At 70.7% G+C, this 17,040-nt stretch carries 13 protein-coding genes; 9 read left to right on the plus strand and 4 right to left on the minus strand.

What is annotated here, in order from left to right; translation table 11 throughout:
- Window positions 1–1,450 (minus strand): S9 family peptidase (locus G6030_RS08150; RefSeq protein WP_182642780.1); only part of this gene is annotated, 1,450 nt, incomplete at its 3' end.
- A 181-nt stretch (window positions 1,451–1,631) separates the two neighbouring features.
- Between G6030_RS08150 and G6030_RS08155 the strand changes: the two genes are divergently transcribed.
- Window positions 1,632–1,778 carry a hypothetical protein gene (locus G6030_RS08155; protein ID WP_182642781.1) on the plus strand — a complete coding sequence of 49 codons (147 nt, stop codon included), beginning with the start codon at window positions 1,632–1,634 and terminating at the stop codon, window positions 1,776–1,778.
- Window positions 1,779–1,900: 122 nt separating this feature from the next.
- Complete coding sequence (lpdA, locus tag G6030_RS08160; RefSeq protein ID WP_131885405.1) at window positions 1,901–3,292, plus strand: dihydrolipoyl dehydrogenase; 1,392 nt, start codon at window positions 1,901–1,903, stop codon at window positions 3,290–3,292.
- A gap of 323 nt (window positions 3,293–3,615) precedes the next feature.
- On the opposite strand, the gene G6030_RS08165 is transcribed toward lpdA, so the two are convergent.
- On the minus strand, window positions 3,616–4,407 hold the full coding sequence (locus tag G6030_RS08165; RefSeq protein ID WP_182642782.1) for a hypothetical protein: 792 nt from the start codon (window positions 4,405–4,407) through the stop codon (window positions 3,616–3,618).
- 262 nt (window positions 4,408–4,669) lie between these two features.
- Between G6030_RS08165 and G6030_RS08170 the strand changes: the two genes are divergently transcribed.
- Both G6030_RS08170 and G6030_RS08175 read left to right on the plus strand, forming a co-directional pair.
- Window positions 4,670–5,404, plus strand: a complete 735-nt coding sequence (locus G6030_RS08170) for a beta-phosphoglucomutase family hydrolase (protein WP_182642783.1) — start codon at window positions 4,670–4,672, stop codon at window positions 5,402–5,404.
- Window positions 5,401–7,893 carry a glycoside hydrolase family 65 protein gene (locus tag G6030_RS08175; RefSeq protein WP_182642784.1) on the plus strand — a complete coding sequence of 831 codons (2,493 nt, stop codon included), beginning with the start codon at window positions 5,401–5,403 and terminating at the stop codon, window positions 7,891–7,893. The genes G6030_RS08170 and G6030_RS08175 overlap by 4 nt, the downstream gene beginning before the upstream one ends.
- Window positions 7,894–8,402: 509 nt before the next feature.
- Here the strand turns inward: G6030_RS08175 and G6030_RS08180 are convergent.
- Both G6030_RS08180 and ramB read right to left on the minus strand, forming a co-directional pair.
- Window positions 8,403–8,945, minus strand: coding sequence for a carboxymuconolactone decarboxylase family protein (locus tag G6030_RS08180; protein ID WP_182642785.1), 543 nt, complete (start codon window positions 8,943–8,945; stop codon window positions 8,403–8,405).
- Window positions 8,946–8,950: 5 nt separating this feature from the next.
- Complete coding sequence (gene ramB, locus G6030_RS08185; protein ID WP_182642786.1) at window positions 8,951–10,405, minus strand: acetate metabolism transcriptional regulator RamB; 1,455 nt, start codon at window positions 10,403–10,405, stop codon at window positions 8,951–8,953.
- A 195-nt stretch (window positions 10,406–10,600) separates the two neighbouring features.
- Here ramB and aceA point away from each other — a divergent pair, with 195 nt between their 5' ends.
- The 5 genes from aceA (at window position 10,601) to G6030_RS08210 (ending at window position 16,995) form a co-directional block, all read left to right on the plus strand.
- Window positions 10,601–11,890, plus strand: coding sequence for an isocitrate lyase (gene aceA, locus G6030_RS08190; protein ID WP_182642787.1), 1,290 nt, complete (start codon window positions 10,601–10,603; stop codon window positions 11,888–11,890).
- Window positions 11,891–12,082: 192 nt separating this feature from the next.
- On the plus strand, window positions 12,083–13,003 hold the full coding sequence (locus G6030_RS08195) for a 3-hydroxybutyryl-CoA dehydrogenase (protein WP_182642788.1): 921 nt from the start codon (window positions 12,083–12,085) through the stop codon (window positions 13,001–13,003).
- Between the two features lies 1 nt (window position 13,004).
- A complete protein-coding gene (gene metE, locus G6030_RS08200) occupies window positions 13,005–15,371 on the plus strand; it encodes a 5-methyltetrahydropteroyltriglutamate--homocysteine S-methyltransferase (RefSeq protein ID WP_182642789.1) in 2,367 nt (788 codons plus the stop codon).
- 17 nt (window positions 15,372–15,388) lie between these two features.
- Complete coding sequence (locus G6030_RS08205) at window positions 15,389–15,697, plus strand: hypothetical protein (RefSeq protein WP_182642790.1); 309 nt, start codon at window positions 15,389–15,391, stop codon at window positions 15,695–15,697.
- A gap of 89 nt (window positions 15,698–15,786) precedes the next feature.
- On the plus strand, window positions 15,787–16,995 hold the full coding sequence (locus tag G6030_RS08210; RefSeq protein ID WP_241724249.1) for a DUF445 family protein: 1,209 nt from the start codon (window positions 15,787–15,789) through the stop codon (window positions 16,993–16,995).
- Window positions 16,996–17,040: the final 45 nt, after the last annotated feature.

Here is a 17,040-nt window from a genome sequence, read left to right on the forward strand (position 1 = left end):
CGGGCCCGCGCATGACGGTGTACGGGACCTCGGTGCCGTCGTCGCTCACGGCGGTGTGGCGGGTGACCTCGATGCCGGACGTGTCGAACCGGTGCGGGGTCGCGCCGAGGGTGGTGGTGCTGCCGTCGGCGCGCAGGAGCACCAGCGACGGCGGCACGACCGGCCCGGAGACCGCGAGCACGGCGTCGTCGGGGTGCGGCCGCTCGCCGTCCGACTGCCCTCCTCCCGCCGGCCCGGAGTCCGCCTGCTCGCCGTCCCGCATCCCGGACAGCCGGTCGCAGGACAGCACGTCGATCGACACGTGCTCGGGCAGGCCCTCCACCGGCAGCGGCGTCCAGCCGCCGTCGGCGGAATCGGGGATGGCGTAGGCCTCGACCCGCGACTCGGTGTCGTCGAGGACCGTCAGCAGGATCCGACCGCGGCCCCAGGTGATGTCCTCGACGGTCGTGGACGGGGTGGGGGAGAACAGGACGACCGGCTCGGGCAGGCGCTCGGGGTCGGCGTCCACGGCGGACCACGGCACGACGAGCACCGACCCGCCGGGATGGGTCCGGCCCGCGATCTCGAGATCGGTACGCGGCCGCAGGAGGAGCCAGTCGCCGCACGAGGTGATGTCGCAGTCCTCGGGCACGGGCACGGCGCGCGGTCCGGTCGTGGTGGGGTCGGTACCGGGGGTCCAGAAGACCTCCTGCGAGGTGTGGAAGTCCGGTGCCCGGCTGGCGAGGAACCTCCCCGTCGTCTGGTCGTGGGAGGCGCCCACCGCGACGTCGTCGGTCCGGCCCTCGAAGATCACGGGCGCCTGCGCGGGGTCGGTGCCGCGCCGCCACAGCCGCACGACGCGCGCGTAGCCCGAGTCGGTGGCGTCGGAGCCCTCCGGGTCGAGCGGCGCGGTGAGGAGCACCGTGTCGCGGTCGACCCACGACACCGAGCACTTGGCCTCGGTCAGTCGGAAACCGCCTTCCGAGGCGGGGACGAAGCGCCGCTCGACGAGGTCGAACTCACGGATCTCGACGGCGTCCGCGCCGCCTCGGGACAACCGCAGTATCGCCCGGTCGTCGGCGGGCCGGCGGACGACCGTGCCCGAGTACACCCAGTTGACGCCCTCCTCGTCGGCGAGCGCGTCGACGTCGACGAGCGTCTCCCACGCCGGGTGGTCGACGCCCGGTGCGCCCTCGGCCAGGACCGACCACGGCACGCGGCGCCACAGCCCACGACGGTGGTCCCCGTCCTTCCAGAGTGTGTACGCGTGGCGGCCGCGCAGGACGGGCCAGGCGATCCGGTCCGTGGCGTCGAGGATCTCCAGCGCCCGGGTGTAGGAGGCCTCGGCGTGCTCGCCGGCGGCGAGATCGGCCACCGTGCGGTCGCTGCGCGTCCGCACCCACTCCAGGGCCTCGGGGGCGTCGACGTCCTCGAGATGGAGGTACGGATCAGTGCTGGGGGAAACCGTCATGCCCCGATGATGCCGTGACCGCCCCGGCGTGACGGAGCCGACATGTCGGCCGGGAGTCCAGTTCTTCACAGACTCTTGTTATGAGTCCGTGCCGTAAGTAGCATCATCCCTGCGCGCGGGTCGTCTGACCCGGCCATTCTCGGGAACCCCGGAATGCACCCTCGATAAACGGAGACACATAATGGATTCTCTCAATCTCGGCTCGGTCACGGAGTCCCTCGGCGCCGGCACCGGCAGCTCCACCAAGGCCATCACCGACCAGATCGCCGAGACCGTCGGCGACCTCGTCGAGACCGCGCTTCGTCAGGTCCTGGGCAACCTGTCCTGACGTCGCCCGCAGGCATCCCGACGCCGCCCCTTCCGCCGGGAGGGGGCGGCGTCGGGCATTTCGGGTGCGATTAGGGGCGGCTCGGCGTGCCTGCGACACGCGTTGCGCATACTCTGTGTGTCGTGGCTGACACTCATTTCGACCTGATCGTCCTCGGCGCGGGCCCCGGTGGCTACGTCGCCGCAATCCGTGCCTCGCAGCTCGGCCTCAAGGTGGCCGTCGTCGAGGAGAAGTACTGGGGCGGCGTGTGCCTCAACGTGGGCTGTATCCCCTCCAAGGCGCTGCTGCGTAACGCGGAGCTGGCCAACACCGTTCAGCGTGACGGCAAGCTGTTCGGTATCTCCGGCGACGTCTCCTTCGACTTCGGCGCGGCCTACGACCGCAGCCGCAAGGTCTCGGACGGCATCGTCAAGGGCGTCCACTTCCTCATGAAGAAGAACAAGATCACCGAGATCAACGGCTACGGGACGTTCACCGACGCCAAGACGATCGAGGTCGACGGCACGGAGTACACGTTCGACAACTGCATCATCGCCACCGGCTCCGTGGTCAAGACCCTCCCGGGCGTCGAGCTGAGCGAGAACGTGGTGAGCTACGAGGAGCAGATCCTCTCCCGCGACCTGCCCGACTCGATCGTCGTGGTGGGTGCCGGCGCGATCGGCATGGAGTTCGCCTACGTGATGAACGCCTACGGCGTCGAGGTCACGATCGTCGAGTTCATGGACCGCCTCCTGCCCAACGAGGACGAGGAGGTGTCCAAGGAGATGGTCAAGCACTACAAGAAGCTCGGCATCAAGCTCCTCACCGGGCACAAGACCACCAAGATCACCGACAACGGTGACTCGGTGGAGGTGGAGATCGAGAAGAAGGACGGCGGGGACACCCAGACGGTCACCGTGGACAAGGTCCTCATGGCCGTCGGCTTCGGCCCCCGCGTCGAGGGCTTCGGCCTGGAGAACACCGGCGTCCAGCTCACCGACCGCGGCGCGATCGACATCGACGACCACATGCGCACCAACGTCGACGGCATCTACGCCATCGGCGACGTCACCGGCAAGCTGCAGCTCGCCCACGTGGCCGAGGCGCAGGGCGTCGTCGCCGCCGAGACGATGGCCGGCGCGGAGACCCAGACCCTGGGCGACTACCGCATGATGCCGCGCGCCACGTTCTGCCAGCCGCAGGTCGCGTCGTTCGGGCTCACCGAGGCCCAGGCGAGGGACGAGGGATACGACGTCAAGGTGGCCAAGTTCCCGTACTCCGCCAACGGCAAGGCGCATGGCCTCGGCCACGCGGTCGGCTTCGTGAAGATCGTCGCGGACGCCACCCACGGAGAGCTGCTCGGCGGTCACCTCATCGGCCCCGATGTCTCCGAGCTCCTGCCGGAGCTGACCCTCGCGCAGATGTGGGACCTCACCGCCGCCGACGTCGCCCGCAATGTGCATACGCACCCGACGCTGTCCGAGGCCATGAAGGAGGCCGTCGAGGGCATCGCCGGCCACATGATCAACCTCTGACGGTCCGCCTCGCGAGGCGCCGACCCCCGCGAAGCCCCGTAGCTCCGCCCCGCTGCTCGCCGGTTCGCCCGGCCGGGCGGCGGGGCGGAGTGCCGTCCGGCGGGGGATCCCCGGGCGCGGTCGGAATCCGCGGGCGGTCCGTCGGGCACACCCGGCGTGCGCCCGGCGGCCTGCCCGGCGGTCTGCCCGACGCGGGGAGCAACCCGTCCACAGCTGACGGAACGATCGGGCCCCGGCCGACGAAAAGACCGTTCCGCACGGACCCACTCGGGCGACGTGTGCGAAACGGTCTTCTCGATGGCGCGGACCCGCCGGCCGCGGGGTCACTCGGCGTTGACGAGCTTCTCCATCTGCGTCGTGTAGATCGCGTCGAGGGCGCCGGCGGCCGTCGGCAGCACCGGGTCGGCCGCGGGATCGTCGCCGCGGGCCGCGTACTCCACGCTCACCGTGGTGTCGCGGGCGTACCCGTGGATCGCGATGGCCCGGCTCAGGGTCTTCTTCCCGTCCGGCTGCGTGGTGATGAAGTCGCTGGTGACGCGGAAGCCCTCGGCGCCCGCGATCTCCGGCGCGTCCTGCACCGACATGACGAGCTCGACATCGGGGTTCGAGGTGCTTCGCGCGGTGGTGCACGCCTCGTAGAGGGAGCGGTCCATGAAGTCGTCGAGCCGGCCGCTCACCATGCCGATGCCGAACCGGTGCTCGGTCTCGTCGGTCTCGGACTGCTTGTAGCGCACCGCCGCGGTCACGCCGTCCGTGGTTGCGTGGTTGGAGACGGTCTCGAGGCGCGAGACCTTGTCGCAGGCCGGGTCGTCCATGAGCTGACGCTGCTGGTCGGCGACGAGCTTGTCGACGGCCTCCTGGAGCATCGGCCGGTCGAGCACCTGGACGATGCCACCCCCCGGGGCCTCGCCCTCGGCCAGCACGAGCTCTTCGACGGGCGCCTGCGGGGCCGAGTCGTCGACGGTCGGCGAGGCCGACGCCGAGGTCGACGTGTCGCCCGACTGCTCGGCCTCGGCGCCGGAGTCGTCCGACGAACAGGCCGTGAGAGCTGCCGCGGTGACCAGCGCGAGGCCGGCGGTCGCGACGCGGCGGGGGGTGCGGGTGCGGAGGCGCATCTCTCTCCTTTGTCTTCGGTTACCCACATAGTGCCACCGTCGTACCGCTATCTGTGCATCGTGCCCCGCGTGCGGCGCGCTGCGGAAATCCCGCGGGCACGCCCGTGGAACGCCGGATACATCAAAAGCGACCGCGGGGGCCCGAAGTCGGGGGCACCGCCCGCAGAGGTGGAAGCGGTGGAAGTGCCCCGGTGTGACTACCCTTGGTGCCGCACGCGCGGAGCCTCTCGGCGCCGATGACCCCTGATATAGGACAGACGATATGGACCATGACGGTGTGGACGCCGTGCTCTTCGACCTCGACGGGGTGATCACCCCGACGGCGGAGAAGCACATGGAGGCGTGGAACCGGATGTTCAGCGCGTACTTCGACGCCCGCGGGATCGACCCGTACTCGGATGAGGACTACTTCCGCTTCATCGACGGCAAGCCGCGCCTCGAGGGCATCGCGTCGATGCTCGCCGCGCGGGGCCTCACCCTGCCCGAGGGGAGTGACGACGACGAGGCGGGCCCGGACGCGGACACCCTGCACGGACTCGGTACGCGCAAGAACGTGATCTTCCGTGAGCTGCTCGACGAGGGGATCGAGGCCTACCCCGGCTCGGTCGCCTACCTCGACGCGCTCGACGCCGCCGGCATCGCCTCCTGCGTCGTCTCGAGCTCGAAGAACGCGGAGGCCGTGCTCACCGCCGCCGGGCTGCGCGACCGGTTCGACGTGATCGTCGACGGCGTGGTCGCCGCCGCCGAGGGCATCCCCGGCAAGCCGAGGCCCGACACGTACCTGCGGGGCGCCGAGCTGCTCGGCGTCCCCGCGGAGCGCTGCGTCGTGATCGAGGACGCCGTGTCCGGTGTGCAGGCCGGCGCTGCCGGCGGGTTCGCGCGAGTGGTCGGCGTAGACCGCGGGGCCGGGCGCGAGGCCCTGCTCGCGGAGGGGGCCGACCTCGTCGTCGTCGACCTCTCCGAGCTCATCCCCGGACTCACGGAGGCACGACGGTGACCCGCATCCCCATCTCCCGTGGCCCGGTACACGACACCGTCGGCCAGTCGGTGCCCGGCAACATCCGCACCACCTACGGCGTCAACCTCCGCAGCCACCTCGAGGTGCCGGAGATCAACCGCTCCACCCACCCCGCCGACCCGTGGCGCTGGGTCGAGACCAGCCCCAAGGCGTCCCCGCTCGGCGTTGCCGAGACGCAGTTCGCCGTGGCCAACGGGTACCTCGGCATGCGCGGTAACCCCGAGGAGGGGCGCGACTCCTCCCAGCACGGCACGTTCGTCAACGGCTTCCACGAGACGTGGCACATCCAGCACGCCGAGGACGCGTACGGCCTCGCGCGCGAGGGCCAGACCATGATCCAGGCCCCCGACACCAAGACGATCCGCCTCTACGTCGACGACGAGCCCCTGCGGTTGAGCGTCGCCGACCTCGAGCACTACGAGCGCAGCATCGACTTCCGCGACGGGATCCTGCGCCGCGAGCTCATCTGGCACACGCCGGCCGGCAAGAAGGTCGTCATCCGCACCACCCGCATGGTGTCGATGGTGGAAAAGCACCTCGCCGTGATGACCTACGAGATCGAGCTCCCCGAGGAGCCCGCCCCGGTCGTCATCTCCTCCCAGGTCCTCAACCGCCAGGACGGCGAGGACGAGTACGGCTCCGCCGCCGACGTCCCCGAACAGGGCTTCGACCCCCGCCGCGCCGAGGGACTCGACCACCGCGTCCTCGAGTCGCAGCTGTGCGAGGGCCAGCGCGGCTACCAGGTGCACGGCTACCGCTGCGCCAACTCGGGCATGACCATCGCCGTGGCCGTCGACCACCTCCTCGAGACCGAAGACGACGTGGCCCTGAGCCACGAGATCGACGACGACTCGTCAAAGGTCGTCTACCACGCGCACGTCACCCCGGGTCGCGTGCTCAAGCTGACCAAGTTCGCGGCGTACCACACGTCCGAGGTCGTCCCCGCCGTCGAACTCGCCGAGCGGTGCTCGCGCACCCTGAGCCGGGCCCGCGAGCGCGGCGTGGAGGACCTGCACCGCACCCAGCGCGACTGGTACGACCACTTCTGGGAGCGGGCCGACGTCGAGGTGGACGGCCCCGCGGAGACGCAGCAGGCTATCCGGTTCAACCTCTTCCAGCTGGCCCAGGCGTCCGCCCGCGCGGAGTACAACGGCATCGCCGCCAAGGGCGTCACCGGCAGCGGGTACTCCGGTCACTACTTCTGGGACACCGAGACCTACGTCCTGCCGTTCCTCACCTACACGATGCCGCGGTTCGCCCGGAACGCCCTGCGCTTCCGGTACAACATGCTCGACAAGGCGCGGGAGCGGGCGAAGTTCCTGTCCGTCAACGGCGCGCTCTACCCGTGGCGCACGATCAACGGCGAGGAGGCGTCCGCCTACTACGAGGCCGGCACCGCGCAGTACCACATCAACGCCGACATCGCGCACGCCCTGATCAAGTACCTGTGGGCCACCGAGGACCGCGAGTTCATGATCCGCGAGGGCGTGGACATGCTCGTCGAGACCGCGCGGATGTGGGTCTCCCTCGGGTTCTTCGACGGCGACGGGATGTTCCACATCCACGGGGTGACCGGGCCCGACGAGTACACGACCGTCGTGGACAACAACCTGTTCACCAACGTGATGGCGCGCTTCAACCTCGTCGCCGCGGCGATCGCCTGCAAGCGGATCGCCGAGCTGGAGGACGGTAAGTGGGAGGCGATCTGCCGGCGCCTGAAGCTCCGCGACGAGGAGATCGCCGAGTGGAAGCGCGCCGCCAACAACATGGTGATCGCGTTCGACGAGGAACTGGGCGTCCACCCGCAGGACCAGGACTTCCTCGCCAAGGAGGTCTGGGACCAGGACCTCGAGGAACCCCGCCGGCCGCTCCTGCTGCACTTCCATCCGCTGGTCATCTACCGGCATCAGGTGCTCAAGCAGGCCGATGTCGTGCTGGCCATGTTCCTGCGTGGTGACGAGTTCAGCGAGGAGCAGAAGCGGGCGAACTTCGAGTACTACGACCCGTTGACCACCGGCGACTCCACCCTGTCGGCCGTGGTGCAGGCGATCATCGCCGCCGAGATCGGATACTGCGACGAGGCGTTTGAGCACTTCCAGAAGGCCCTCGTGGTGGACCTGGCGGACGTGCACGGTAACGCGTCCGACGGCATCCACGTGGCCTCCACCGGCGGTGTCTGGTCGGCGCTGGTCAGCGGCTTCGGCGGGATGCGCGACTACCGTGGCGACATCTCGTTCGACCCGCGGGTGCCCGCGCAGTGGGGGTCGCTGACGTTCCGGATGACGGTGCGGGGCACACACGTGCGGGTCCGCTGCGACCACCACGAGATCACGATCGCCAACCTGAACGGCGCCGACTTCGAGTGCACGGTGCAGGGCCGCGATGTGCACGTGCCGGCGGGGCAGACGGTGACGGTCGGCCTCGACGACCGGGCCCGCGTCTGCCTGTCCTGCCCGGAAACGGTCTGACCCGCGGCTCGCCTGGGCGGCCCGCCCGTCCCGACCCGGCCCGACCCGGTCGGATTCGTCGCCCGGACGGTGGGCCCGAGCTGCGTCGGCGGCGGATCTGTTGGTCGGCTGCGTCCGAGGCGGGGCTGGCCGGGTGGGCCGGGGCGCTGTGGCGTGGTCGGCTGGGCCTCGAGCCTGAATCCCTGTGGTCGTCGCGTCGGCTCGGCGCTCTCTTCGGGGAACCGCCCAGCGCCGCCTATCGGATCGCGCTACGCGTAAGGGCTCCCATGGGCGTCGCGCGATCGGATGGGCGGCGCGGGATCAGGTGGGTGAGGCGGGTCCGATCGGTGAGTCCGCTGCCGGGGCGGGTCGGTCGCTGCGGGGCCGGCGATCCGGAGCGCGGCGCGCGATCTGCCCCTCGGATCTCGTTTCGCTCGTCGCATTGCGATTCGCTCGCGGAGTTCCTGGGGCAGATCGATTTCGGAGGAGCGAGGTGTAATCCGGGGGCGGATCGTGGAGGCGGGGCGGTGTCAGCGGGGGCGGTCCGGCTGGATCCGCAGCGCCCGCAGGGAGGTGGCCAGGCCGTCGTATTGCGCGACCAACTGCACCAACGCGAGCAGCTCACCCGGGTTCAGGTACTCGGCGAGCGCGGCCCACGTCTCGTCGGACACGTCCTTCGTCCGCACCAGCTCGTCGACGGCCGTGAGCAGCACCTCCAGCCGGTCCGGCCAACCCGCGGAGGCGGGGTCGCGGGTGGTTCGGGCGATCTCGTCGTCGTCCAGTCCCACCCGCGCGCCGATGCGCTCGTGGTGCGCCCGCTCGTACGCGCTGCCCCGCAGGTGGGCCACGCGCAGGATCACGAGTTCGGTGGTGCGGCGGTCGAGGATCCCGAACGGCATCATCATCCCCGAGTAGGCGAGCCAGGCGGGGAAGAGGCGGCGGGCACGGCCGAGCGTGGCGAACAGGTGGACGTCGCGTGAGCCGGTGACGCGCGCGCCGACGCGGTTGACCGCCCAGCCGAACGGGCCGAGCTCGCGGAATCCGCCGGGCGAAATCCTCGGTGACTGGCTCATGGCCGTCAGGGTAGGTCAGGCGCGGACCCGGCGGAGGCGGGTTCGCCGAGGAGGTACGGCGAGAGCGACGAGCGGTGGGCGTCCACGCGTAGCTCGTGGTTGAGCGGCGGGAAGGCGCGCTGCGGGCAGGCGGGTCGGTCGCACATGCGGCAGCCGGAGCCGATCTTGGTGGCGGCGTCGACGTCGTCGAGGTCCAGCCCCTGCGCATAGACGGTGCGGTGGGCGTGGCGGGCCTCGCAGCCCAGCCCGATCGCGAACGTCTTGCGCGGCTGCCCGAACCGCATCGGCCGGGTGGTCACGGTCCGCGAGACCCACAGGTGCAGCCGGCCGTCGGGCATCTGCGCGACCTGCCGCATGATCTTGCCGGGGAACGAGAACGACTCGTAGATGTTCCACAGCGGGCACGTGCCGCCCGAGGTGGTGAAGTGGAACCCGGAGGCGGACTGGCGCTTGGACATGTTGCCGGCGCGGTCGACACGCACGAAGCTGAACGGCACCCCGGCCGCGCCCGGCCGCTGGAGCGTCGACAGCCGGTGGCAGACGGTCTCGTAGCCGGTGGCGTGGAAGGCCATGAGCCGCTCGATGTCGTAGCGGAAGTCCTCGGCGGTGTCGAGGAAGCGCTGGTAGGGCATGAGGACGGCAGCGGCGAAGTAGCTGGCCAGGCCGCGCAGGCCCAGCGCGACGGCGGCGGGGGAGCTGAACGAGCCCTCGTCGACGAGACTCTCCAGCAGCTCGCGGTGCTCGAGAAACGCCAGCTCGGAGGCCACGCGGAACGCCTGCTGGCCCGGCGTCATGTGGGCGGACAGCTCGAGGCGACGCTCGTCGGTGAGGTAGCGGTGCCACAGCCCGTCGGGCAGGTCGACGCGGCGCACGATGTGCACGCCGTGGGCCTCGGCGAGGCGGTGCTCGAGCTCGGCGCGCACGTCGCCGCGGTTGAGCCGGATGCGGGTGGTGAGCTCCTCGGCCGCGGTGTCGAGGGAGTCGATGTAGTTCTGCCGTTGGTAGAAGTAGTCGCGCACCTCCTCGTGCGGCATCGACAGGACGGCGCGGTCGACCGGGGTGTCGGGCGCGTTGCGGGTCTCGGTCAGGGCGGCCAGCAGATCGGCGGAGTTGCGGTAGCGCTGATGCAGGAGGGTGAAGGCACGGGCGAGCGAGGGGTGCGCGCGGACGAGCTCGACGACCTCCGCGGCGGGGACCTCCGACGAGAGCTGCGTGTCGGTGAGGGCCTCCGTGACCGCCGCGATGAGGCGCGTGTCCGAATCGGAGGCGAAGAACGTGGAGTCGACGCCGTAGACCTCGGAGATCTTGACCAGGACCCGGGAGGTGACGGGACGGGTGTCCTTCTCGAGTTGGTTGAGATACGACGACGACAAGCCGAGCGACTGCGCGAAGGCGGACTGGGTCAGACCGTGCTCCTCGCGCAGACGTCTCAGTCGCGATCCCATATGTGAGGCGTTCATCGGCTTCGGCCCTCCCGTCCGTGGCGTGCCACACAATCTTCGCAAACTTTGCAAAAGTCTCCAAGAAACTCGCCAGATTCGCATTACCTGCAGGTAGACGGGCTGTCTGCGATGTGGCACGCTATGGGCAGTACGGGGCCAGCGGCTCGCAAGACTGCGAATCACGGCCCGCCCCCCGAGTAGGAAAGAGTCGCGATGTCGAACGTCGGCAAGGCACGTACCGCTGAAGAGATCCAGAAGGACTGGGACACCAATCCCCGCTGGAAGGGCATCACCCGCAACTACACGGCCGAGCAGGTCGCCGAGCTGCAGGGCACCGTCGTCGAGGAGCACACCCTCGCCCGTCGTGGCGCGGAGATCCTCTGGGAGAAGGTCAACACCAAGGACTTCGTCAACTCCCTCGGTGCGCTGACCGGTAACCAGGCCGTGCAGCAGATCCGCGCGGGCCTCGAGGCCGTCTACCTCTCCGGCTGGCAGGTCGCCGGCGACGCGAACCTCTCGGGCCACACCTACCCGGACCAGTCGCTGTACCCGGCCAACTCGGTCCCGACCGTCGTCCGTCGCATCAACAACGCCCTGCTGCGCGCCGACGAGATCGCCCGCATCGAGGGTGACACCTCGGTCGAGAACTGGCTCGCCCCGATCGTCGCGGACGCCGAGGCCGGCTTCGGTGGCGCCCTGAACGCCTACGAGCTGCAGAAGGCCATGATCGCGGCCGGCGCCGCCGGTGTGCACTGGGAGGACCAGCTCGCGTCGGAGAAGAAGTGCGGCCACCTCGGTGGCAAGGTGCTGATCCCCACCAACCAGCACATCCGCACCCTGACCTCGGCCCGCCTGGCGTCGGACGTCGCGAACGTCCCGTCGGTCATCATCGCCCGCACCGATGCCGAGGCCGCCACCCTCATCACCTCGGACGTCGACGAGCGCGACCGTCCGTTCATCACCGGTGAGCGCACCGCCGAGGGCTTCTACCACGTCAAGAACGGCATCGAGCCCTGCATCGAGCGCGCGAAGGCCTACGCCCCGTTCGCCGACATGATCTGGATGGAGACCGGCACCCCGGATCTCGAGTACGCCAAGAAGTTCGCCGAGGGCGTCAAGGCCGAGTTCCCGGACCAGCTGCTGGCCTACAACTGCTCGCCCTCCTTCAACTGGAAGGCGAACCTGGATGACGACACCATCGCCAAGTTCCAGAAGGAGCTCGGCGCGATGGGCTTCAAGTTCCAGTTCATCACCCTGGCCGGCTTCCACTCGCTCAACTACGGCATGTTCGACCTGGCCTACGGCTACGCCCGCAACCAGATGAGCGCGTTCGTCGAGCTGCAGGAGCGCGAGTTCGCCGCGGCCAAGGAGCGTGGCTTCACCGCGGTCAAGCACCAGCGCGAGGTCGGCGCCGGCTACTTCGACCTCATCGCCACCACGGTCGACCCCAACACGTCCACCGCGGCGCTGAAGGGCTCCACCGAGGAGGGCCAGTTCCACTGAGCTAGTGGACCTGACCGGCGAACCGATCTGATTCGAGATCAGCTCGCTGACATGACGTGACAACCGGGGGCCGTGGCCGTCTCGACGAGGCGGCCCGGCCCCCGGTCGTCTCTGGCGCTCACCCCGCCGCGGACCGGCGGACGGGCCGGCGCGCCCCTTCACGACCCTCCTCATCGAAGGACCCAGGACACCATGAGCAGCAGCCGCGACGCCGCGACGGACGCGGGACGGATCACCCGCGTCGGCGTGGTGGGGGCCGGGCAGATGGGCTCCGGTATCGCCGAGGTCTGCGCGCGTGCCCACGTGGACGTCCTCGTGTGGGAGTCCACCCGCGAGCTCACCACCGCCGGCCGCGCCCGGATCCTGCAGTCCCTCGACCGCGGCGTGTCCTCGGGCAAGATCACCGAACGTGAGCGCGAACAGGCCGCCCTGCGCCTGCGCTTCACCACCGACCCGGGCGACTTCTGCGACCGCCAGCTCGTGATCGAGGCGGTCGTCGAGGACGAGGCCGCCAAGTCGGCCGTCTTCCGGCAGCTCGACGAGATCGTCACCGACCCGGCGGCCGTGCTGGCCACCAACACCTCCGCCGTCCCCGTCGCCACCCTCGCCGGGTGCACGGCCCGCCCCGAGCGTGTGCTCGGCATGCACTTCTTCAACCCCGTCCCCGTGCTCCCGCTGGTCGAGCTGGTGAGCACCCCCGAGACCGGCGCCGCCGTCCGCGACCGCGCGGAGGCGTTCGCCGAACAGGTTCTCGGCAAGCAGGTCGTGCACTCCGCCGACCGCGCCGGGGCCGTGGTCAACGCGCTGCTCGTGCCGTACCTGCTCTCCGCGATCCGGATGGCGGAGTCCGGCCACGCCACCGCCGAGGACATCGACCGGGCCATGGTCCTCGGCTGCGCCCACCCCATGGGGCCACTCGCCCTGGCCGACCACGTGGGGCTCGACACGGTCAAGCAGATCGCCGAGGCGATGTACGCCGAATTCGGTGAGCCGCTGTACTCGCCGCCACCGCTGCTCGTGAGCATGGTCGAGTCGGGCCGGCTGGGTCGGAAGACGGGCCAGGGGTTCCACAGCTATCCCGCGCCCCGGGCGATGGCCCGGGCCGCGCGCTGAGATGACCTCGTCGTCGTCGCCCTCGTCGCCGCACCTCGAACCCACGCGCGCCTCGTCGGTCCTGGGCTACCCGCGCATCGGGCCGCGCCGCGAGCTCAAACGCGCGCTCGAGCGGTACTGGCACGGCGACGGCACCCGCGCCGAGCTTCTCGCCACCGGCCGCCGCCTCCGCGAGGCCACCTGGCACGACCTGGGAGCCAAGGGCCTCACGCAGCTCCCCGGCAACACCTTCAGCTTCTACGACCACATCCTCGACGACGCCCTGCTCGTCGGCGCGATCCCCGCCCGCTTCCGCGACCTCACCCGCGACCTCACACCCGTCGACACGGTCTTCGCCCTGGCCCGCGGCCGCGCCGACGTCCCCCCGCTCGAGCTGGTCCCGCTGCAGGGGACCTCCTACCTGTACCGCCAGCCCGAGTTCGACGAGGCCTCCGAGCTGGGGCTGCGGCCGGGCGAGCTGCTCGCCGAGGTCGCCCGCGCGCGCGAGCTGGGGCTCGAGATCCGGCCCGTCATCACCGGCCCGGTCTCGCTGCTGCTGCTCGGCAAGGCCTCGCCCGACGCCGCGCCGGGGTTCGCGCCGCTCGACCTGCTCGACCGGATGCTCGAGCAGTACGAGGCGCTGCTCGGCGTGCTGCACGAGGCGGGCGTGACATGCGTGCAGTTCGACGAGCCCTGCATGACCATGGAGCGCTCGCCGGACGAGATCGCCGGGCTGCGCGGGGCCTACGACCGGCTCGCCGCGGTGCCGGCGAGGCCGCGGATCCTCGTCACCGGCGAGTACGGCGACCTGGGGGACGCGCTGCCCGCGCTGGCGGCCTCGGGGATCGAGGCGATCGGCCTGGACCTGGTCCACGGGCGGCGGACGGCCGCCGAGCTCGCCGCCGTGCCGGGCCTGGCCGCCAAGCGCCTCTACGCCGGCGTGGTGGACGGTCAGAACGTGTGGCGCACGGACAAGTTCGCGACGCTCGACTACCTGCGCGGGCTCAAGGCCGTGTTCGCCGACGTGGTGGTGTCGACCTCGTGCACGCTGCTGCACGTGCCGTACGACGTGCACGCCGAGACCGACCTGCCGGCCGAGCTCGTGGACTCGCTGGCCTTCGCCGAACAGAAGGTCGCCGAGGTGGTGTCGCTGGCGCACGCGCTCGAGGACGGCCCCACGCCGCGCTGGCGTCCGCTGCCCGTGCTGCCCAGTGCGCGCCGCGAGGACGTGCGCGCGAGGACCGCGCGGGTGGACGACGACGACAAGGTCCGCGTCCCCTACGCCGAGCGGGCCCCCCGGCAGGCCGGCAGGCTGGGTCTGCCGACGCTCCCGACCGCCACCCTCGGCTCGTTCCCGCAGACAGTGCAGATCCGGCGGGCCCGCCGCGACCTGGCGGAGGGGCGGATCGACTACGCCCGGTACTGCGACTACCTGCGGGCGGAGATCGCCTCGGTGATCCGGCTGCAGGAGGACATCGGCCTGGACGTGCTCGTCCACGGCGAGGTCGAGCGCAACGACATGGTGCAGTACTTCGCCGAACTGCTCGACGGGTTCGCCGCCACCCGCCACGGCTGGGTGCAGTCCTACGGCTCGCGCTGTGTGCGGCCGCCCATCCTCTACGGGGACGTGGCGCGGCCCGCCCCGATGACCGTCGAGTGGACGGGCTACGCGCAGTCGCTCACGGACCGGCCGGTCAAGGGGATGATCACCGGGCCCGTGACGATGCTCGCGCGGTCGTTCTGCCGCACCGACCTCGCGCTGCCCGAGGTCGCCACGCAGCTCGCGCTGGCGGTGCGCGACGAGGTGGCCGATCTGGAGGCGGCCGGCACGGCCATCATCCAGATCGACGAGCCGGCCATCCGCGAACTGCTGCCGCGGCGCGGTGCCGACCGACGCGCCTACCTCGACTGGGCGGTGGGCACCTTCCGCCTGGCCTCCGCCGGCGCGCGCCCCGACACGCAGATCCACACCCACATGACGTACTCGTCGCTGCAGGTGATGACCGAGGCGATCGAGGAACTCGACGCCGACGTCACCAACATCGTGGCCACCCGCTCGATCGAGTGGGTGCTGGACGCCCTGACCGACCACACCCTGACCCGGCAGGTCGCGCCCGGCGTGTACGAGTCGCGCTCGGGGTTCGTGCCGGACATCGACCTGCTGCACGAGCGGCTGCTGCGCGCGGTGGACGCCGTGGGGGTCGAGAGGCTGTGGGCGGTGCCCGACGGCGGGCTCAAGAGCCGCTACACGTGGCAGTTGGAGCCCAGCCTGCGGAACCTCGTCACCGCGGCCCGTCGGATCCGACGGGCGGTTGCCCGGCAGGAGCCGGGGTCTAATAAGATCGGGGCAGAGCAAGTCCCGGGACACGCGCCCGGGATCGGTAGTTGACGAAAGAGGACGACATCATGGCCGGTCAGACGCTCGAGCACACTGGTGCCGCCATCGTCGAGGAGTACTACCCGGAATACGCGACGAAGGTCGCTCCCACCTACCCGCTGTACTCGACCGAGATCTACGTGGGCTCGGCCATCCTCCTGCTGAGCATGAGCATGCTGGGCCTGCCCATCACGGCGATCGGCTACTACACGCAGAACGCCGGGGTCGGCCTGGGCCTGGTCATCGGCGCGGTCGTCGCGACCACCGTCGTCTTCCTCATCGGGTTGTTCGTCTGCATGTACGGCTTCCGTAAGTACGGGCGCGAGGACGCACACTGACGCTCGACCCGGTCGTCGCCGCCGGGGGACCCGCGCTCAAGGCGGGTGACCCGGCGACCGACGCCGAGCGGAGGTCCGCCCTCCGTCGCATGAAGATGGTCGCGACGGGGTTCCTCGTCGTGGCCGGGGTGATCTACCTCGTCGCCGAATACGCGCTGCACAACGGCGCTCCCTCCTGGGTGGGTTACGTCCGCGCCGCCGCCGAGGCCGGGATGGTCGGCGGCCTGGCCGACTGGTTCGCCGTCACCGCCCTGTTCCGCCACCCCCTGGGCATCCCCATCCCGCACACGGCGCTCATCCGCCGCAAGAAGGACCAGCTGGGCACCTCGCTCGGCGGGTTCGTGGGGGAGAACTTCCTCGACCCCGAGATGGTCAGCGAGAAGGTCCGCGGCGCGCGCATCCCCGAGCGCGCCGGCGAGTGGCTCGCCGAGCCCGACAACCGCGCGCTGGCCTCCGACCAGGCCGCCAAGGCCATCCGCTCCGTCCTGGCGGTGCTGCGCGACGACGACGCGGTCGCGATCATCGAACGCACCATCGTGGCCCGGATCGCCGAGCCCGAGTGGGGCCCGCCCGCCGGCCGCATCATCGCCGAACTCCTCGACGAGGGCCGCCACCTGCCGCTGCTCGACCTCATGGCCGACCGGGCCCACGAGTGGGTCGAGGCGCACCCCGAGACGATCGACCGCTGGGTCCGCGAGAAGGCCCCCACCTGGGCCCCGCAGTTCGTCAACGAACTGCTCTCCGACCGCGCCTACCGCGAACTGCGCGAGTGGACGTGGCAGATCAAGGTCGACAAGCAGCACGCCGTGCGCCTGGCGCTGATCGGGTTCGTCGAGGACTTCGCCCGCGACCTGCAGCACGACCCGTCCACCATGGCCAAGCTCGAGTCGTTCAAGCACGAGGTCATGAACCGCGAGGAGGTGCGCCGCGCCGCCGGGTCGGCGTGGTCGGCCGCCAAGCGGATGATCGTCGAGGCCACCGAGGACACCTCCTCCACGCTGCGGCTCAAGATCGACGACCTCCTGCGCCGCCTCGCCGAGATGCTCGTCGGCGACGAGCGGATGCGCACCCGCCTCGACGACTACATGACCCGCATGGCGCGCTACGTCGCCGAGAACTACGCCGGCGAGGTCACCTCGATCATCTCCGACACCGTCGAGCGCTGGGACGCCGACGAGGCCTCCGACAAGATCGAGCTGCTCGCTGGCAAGGACCTGCAGTTCATCCGCATCAACGGCACGGTCGTGGGGGCCCTCGCCGGGCTCGCGATCCACGCGGCCACCGAGCTGCTCTTCTGATCTCCCGGCGGCCTGCGCCGGCCGCCGGCCCGCGCCGCCCCGCCC

Origin of the sequence: Dietzia sp. E1, from assembly GCF_014145015.1 — a bacterium.
In the GTDB taxonomy this organism is placed as follows: Bacteria; Actinomycetota; Actinomycetes; order Mycobacteriales; family Mycobacteriaceae; genus Dietzia; species Dietzia cinnamea_A.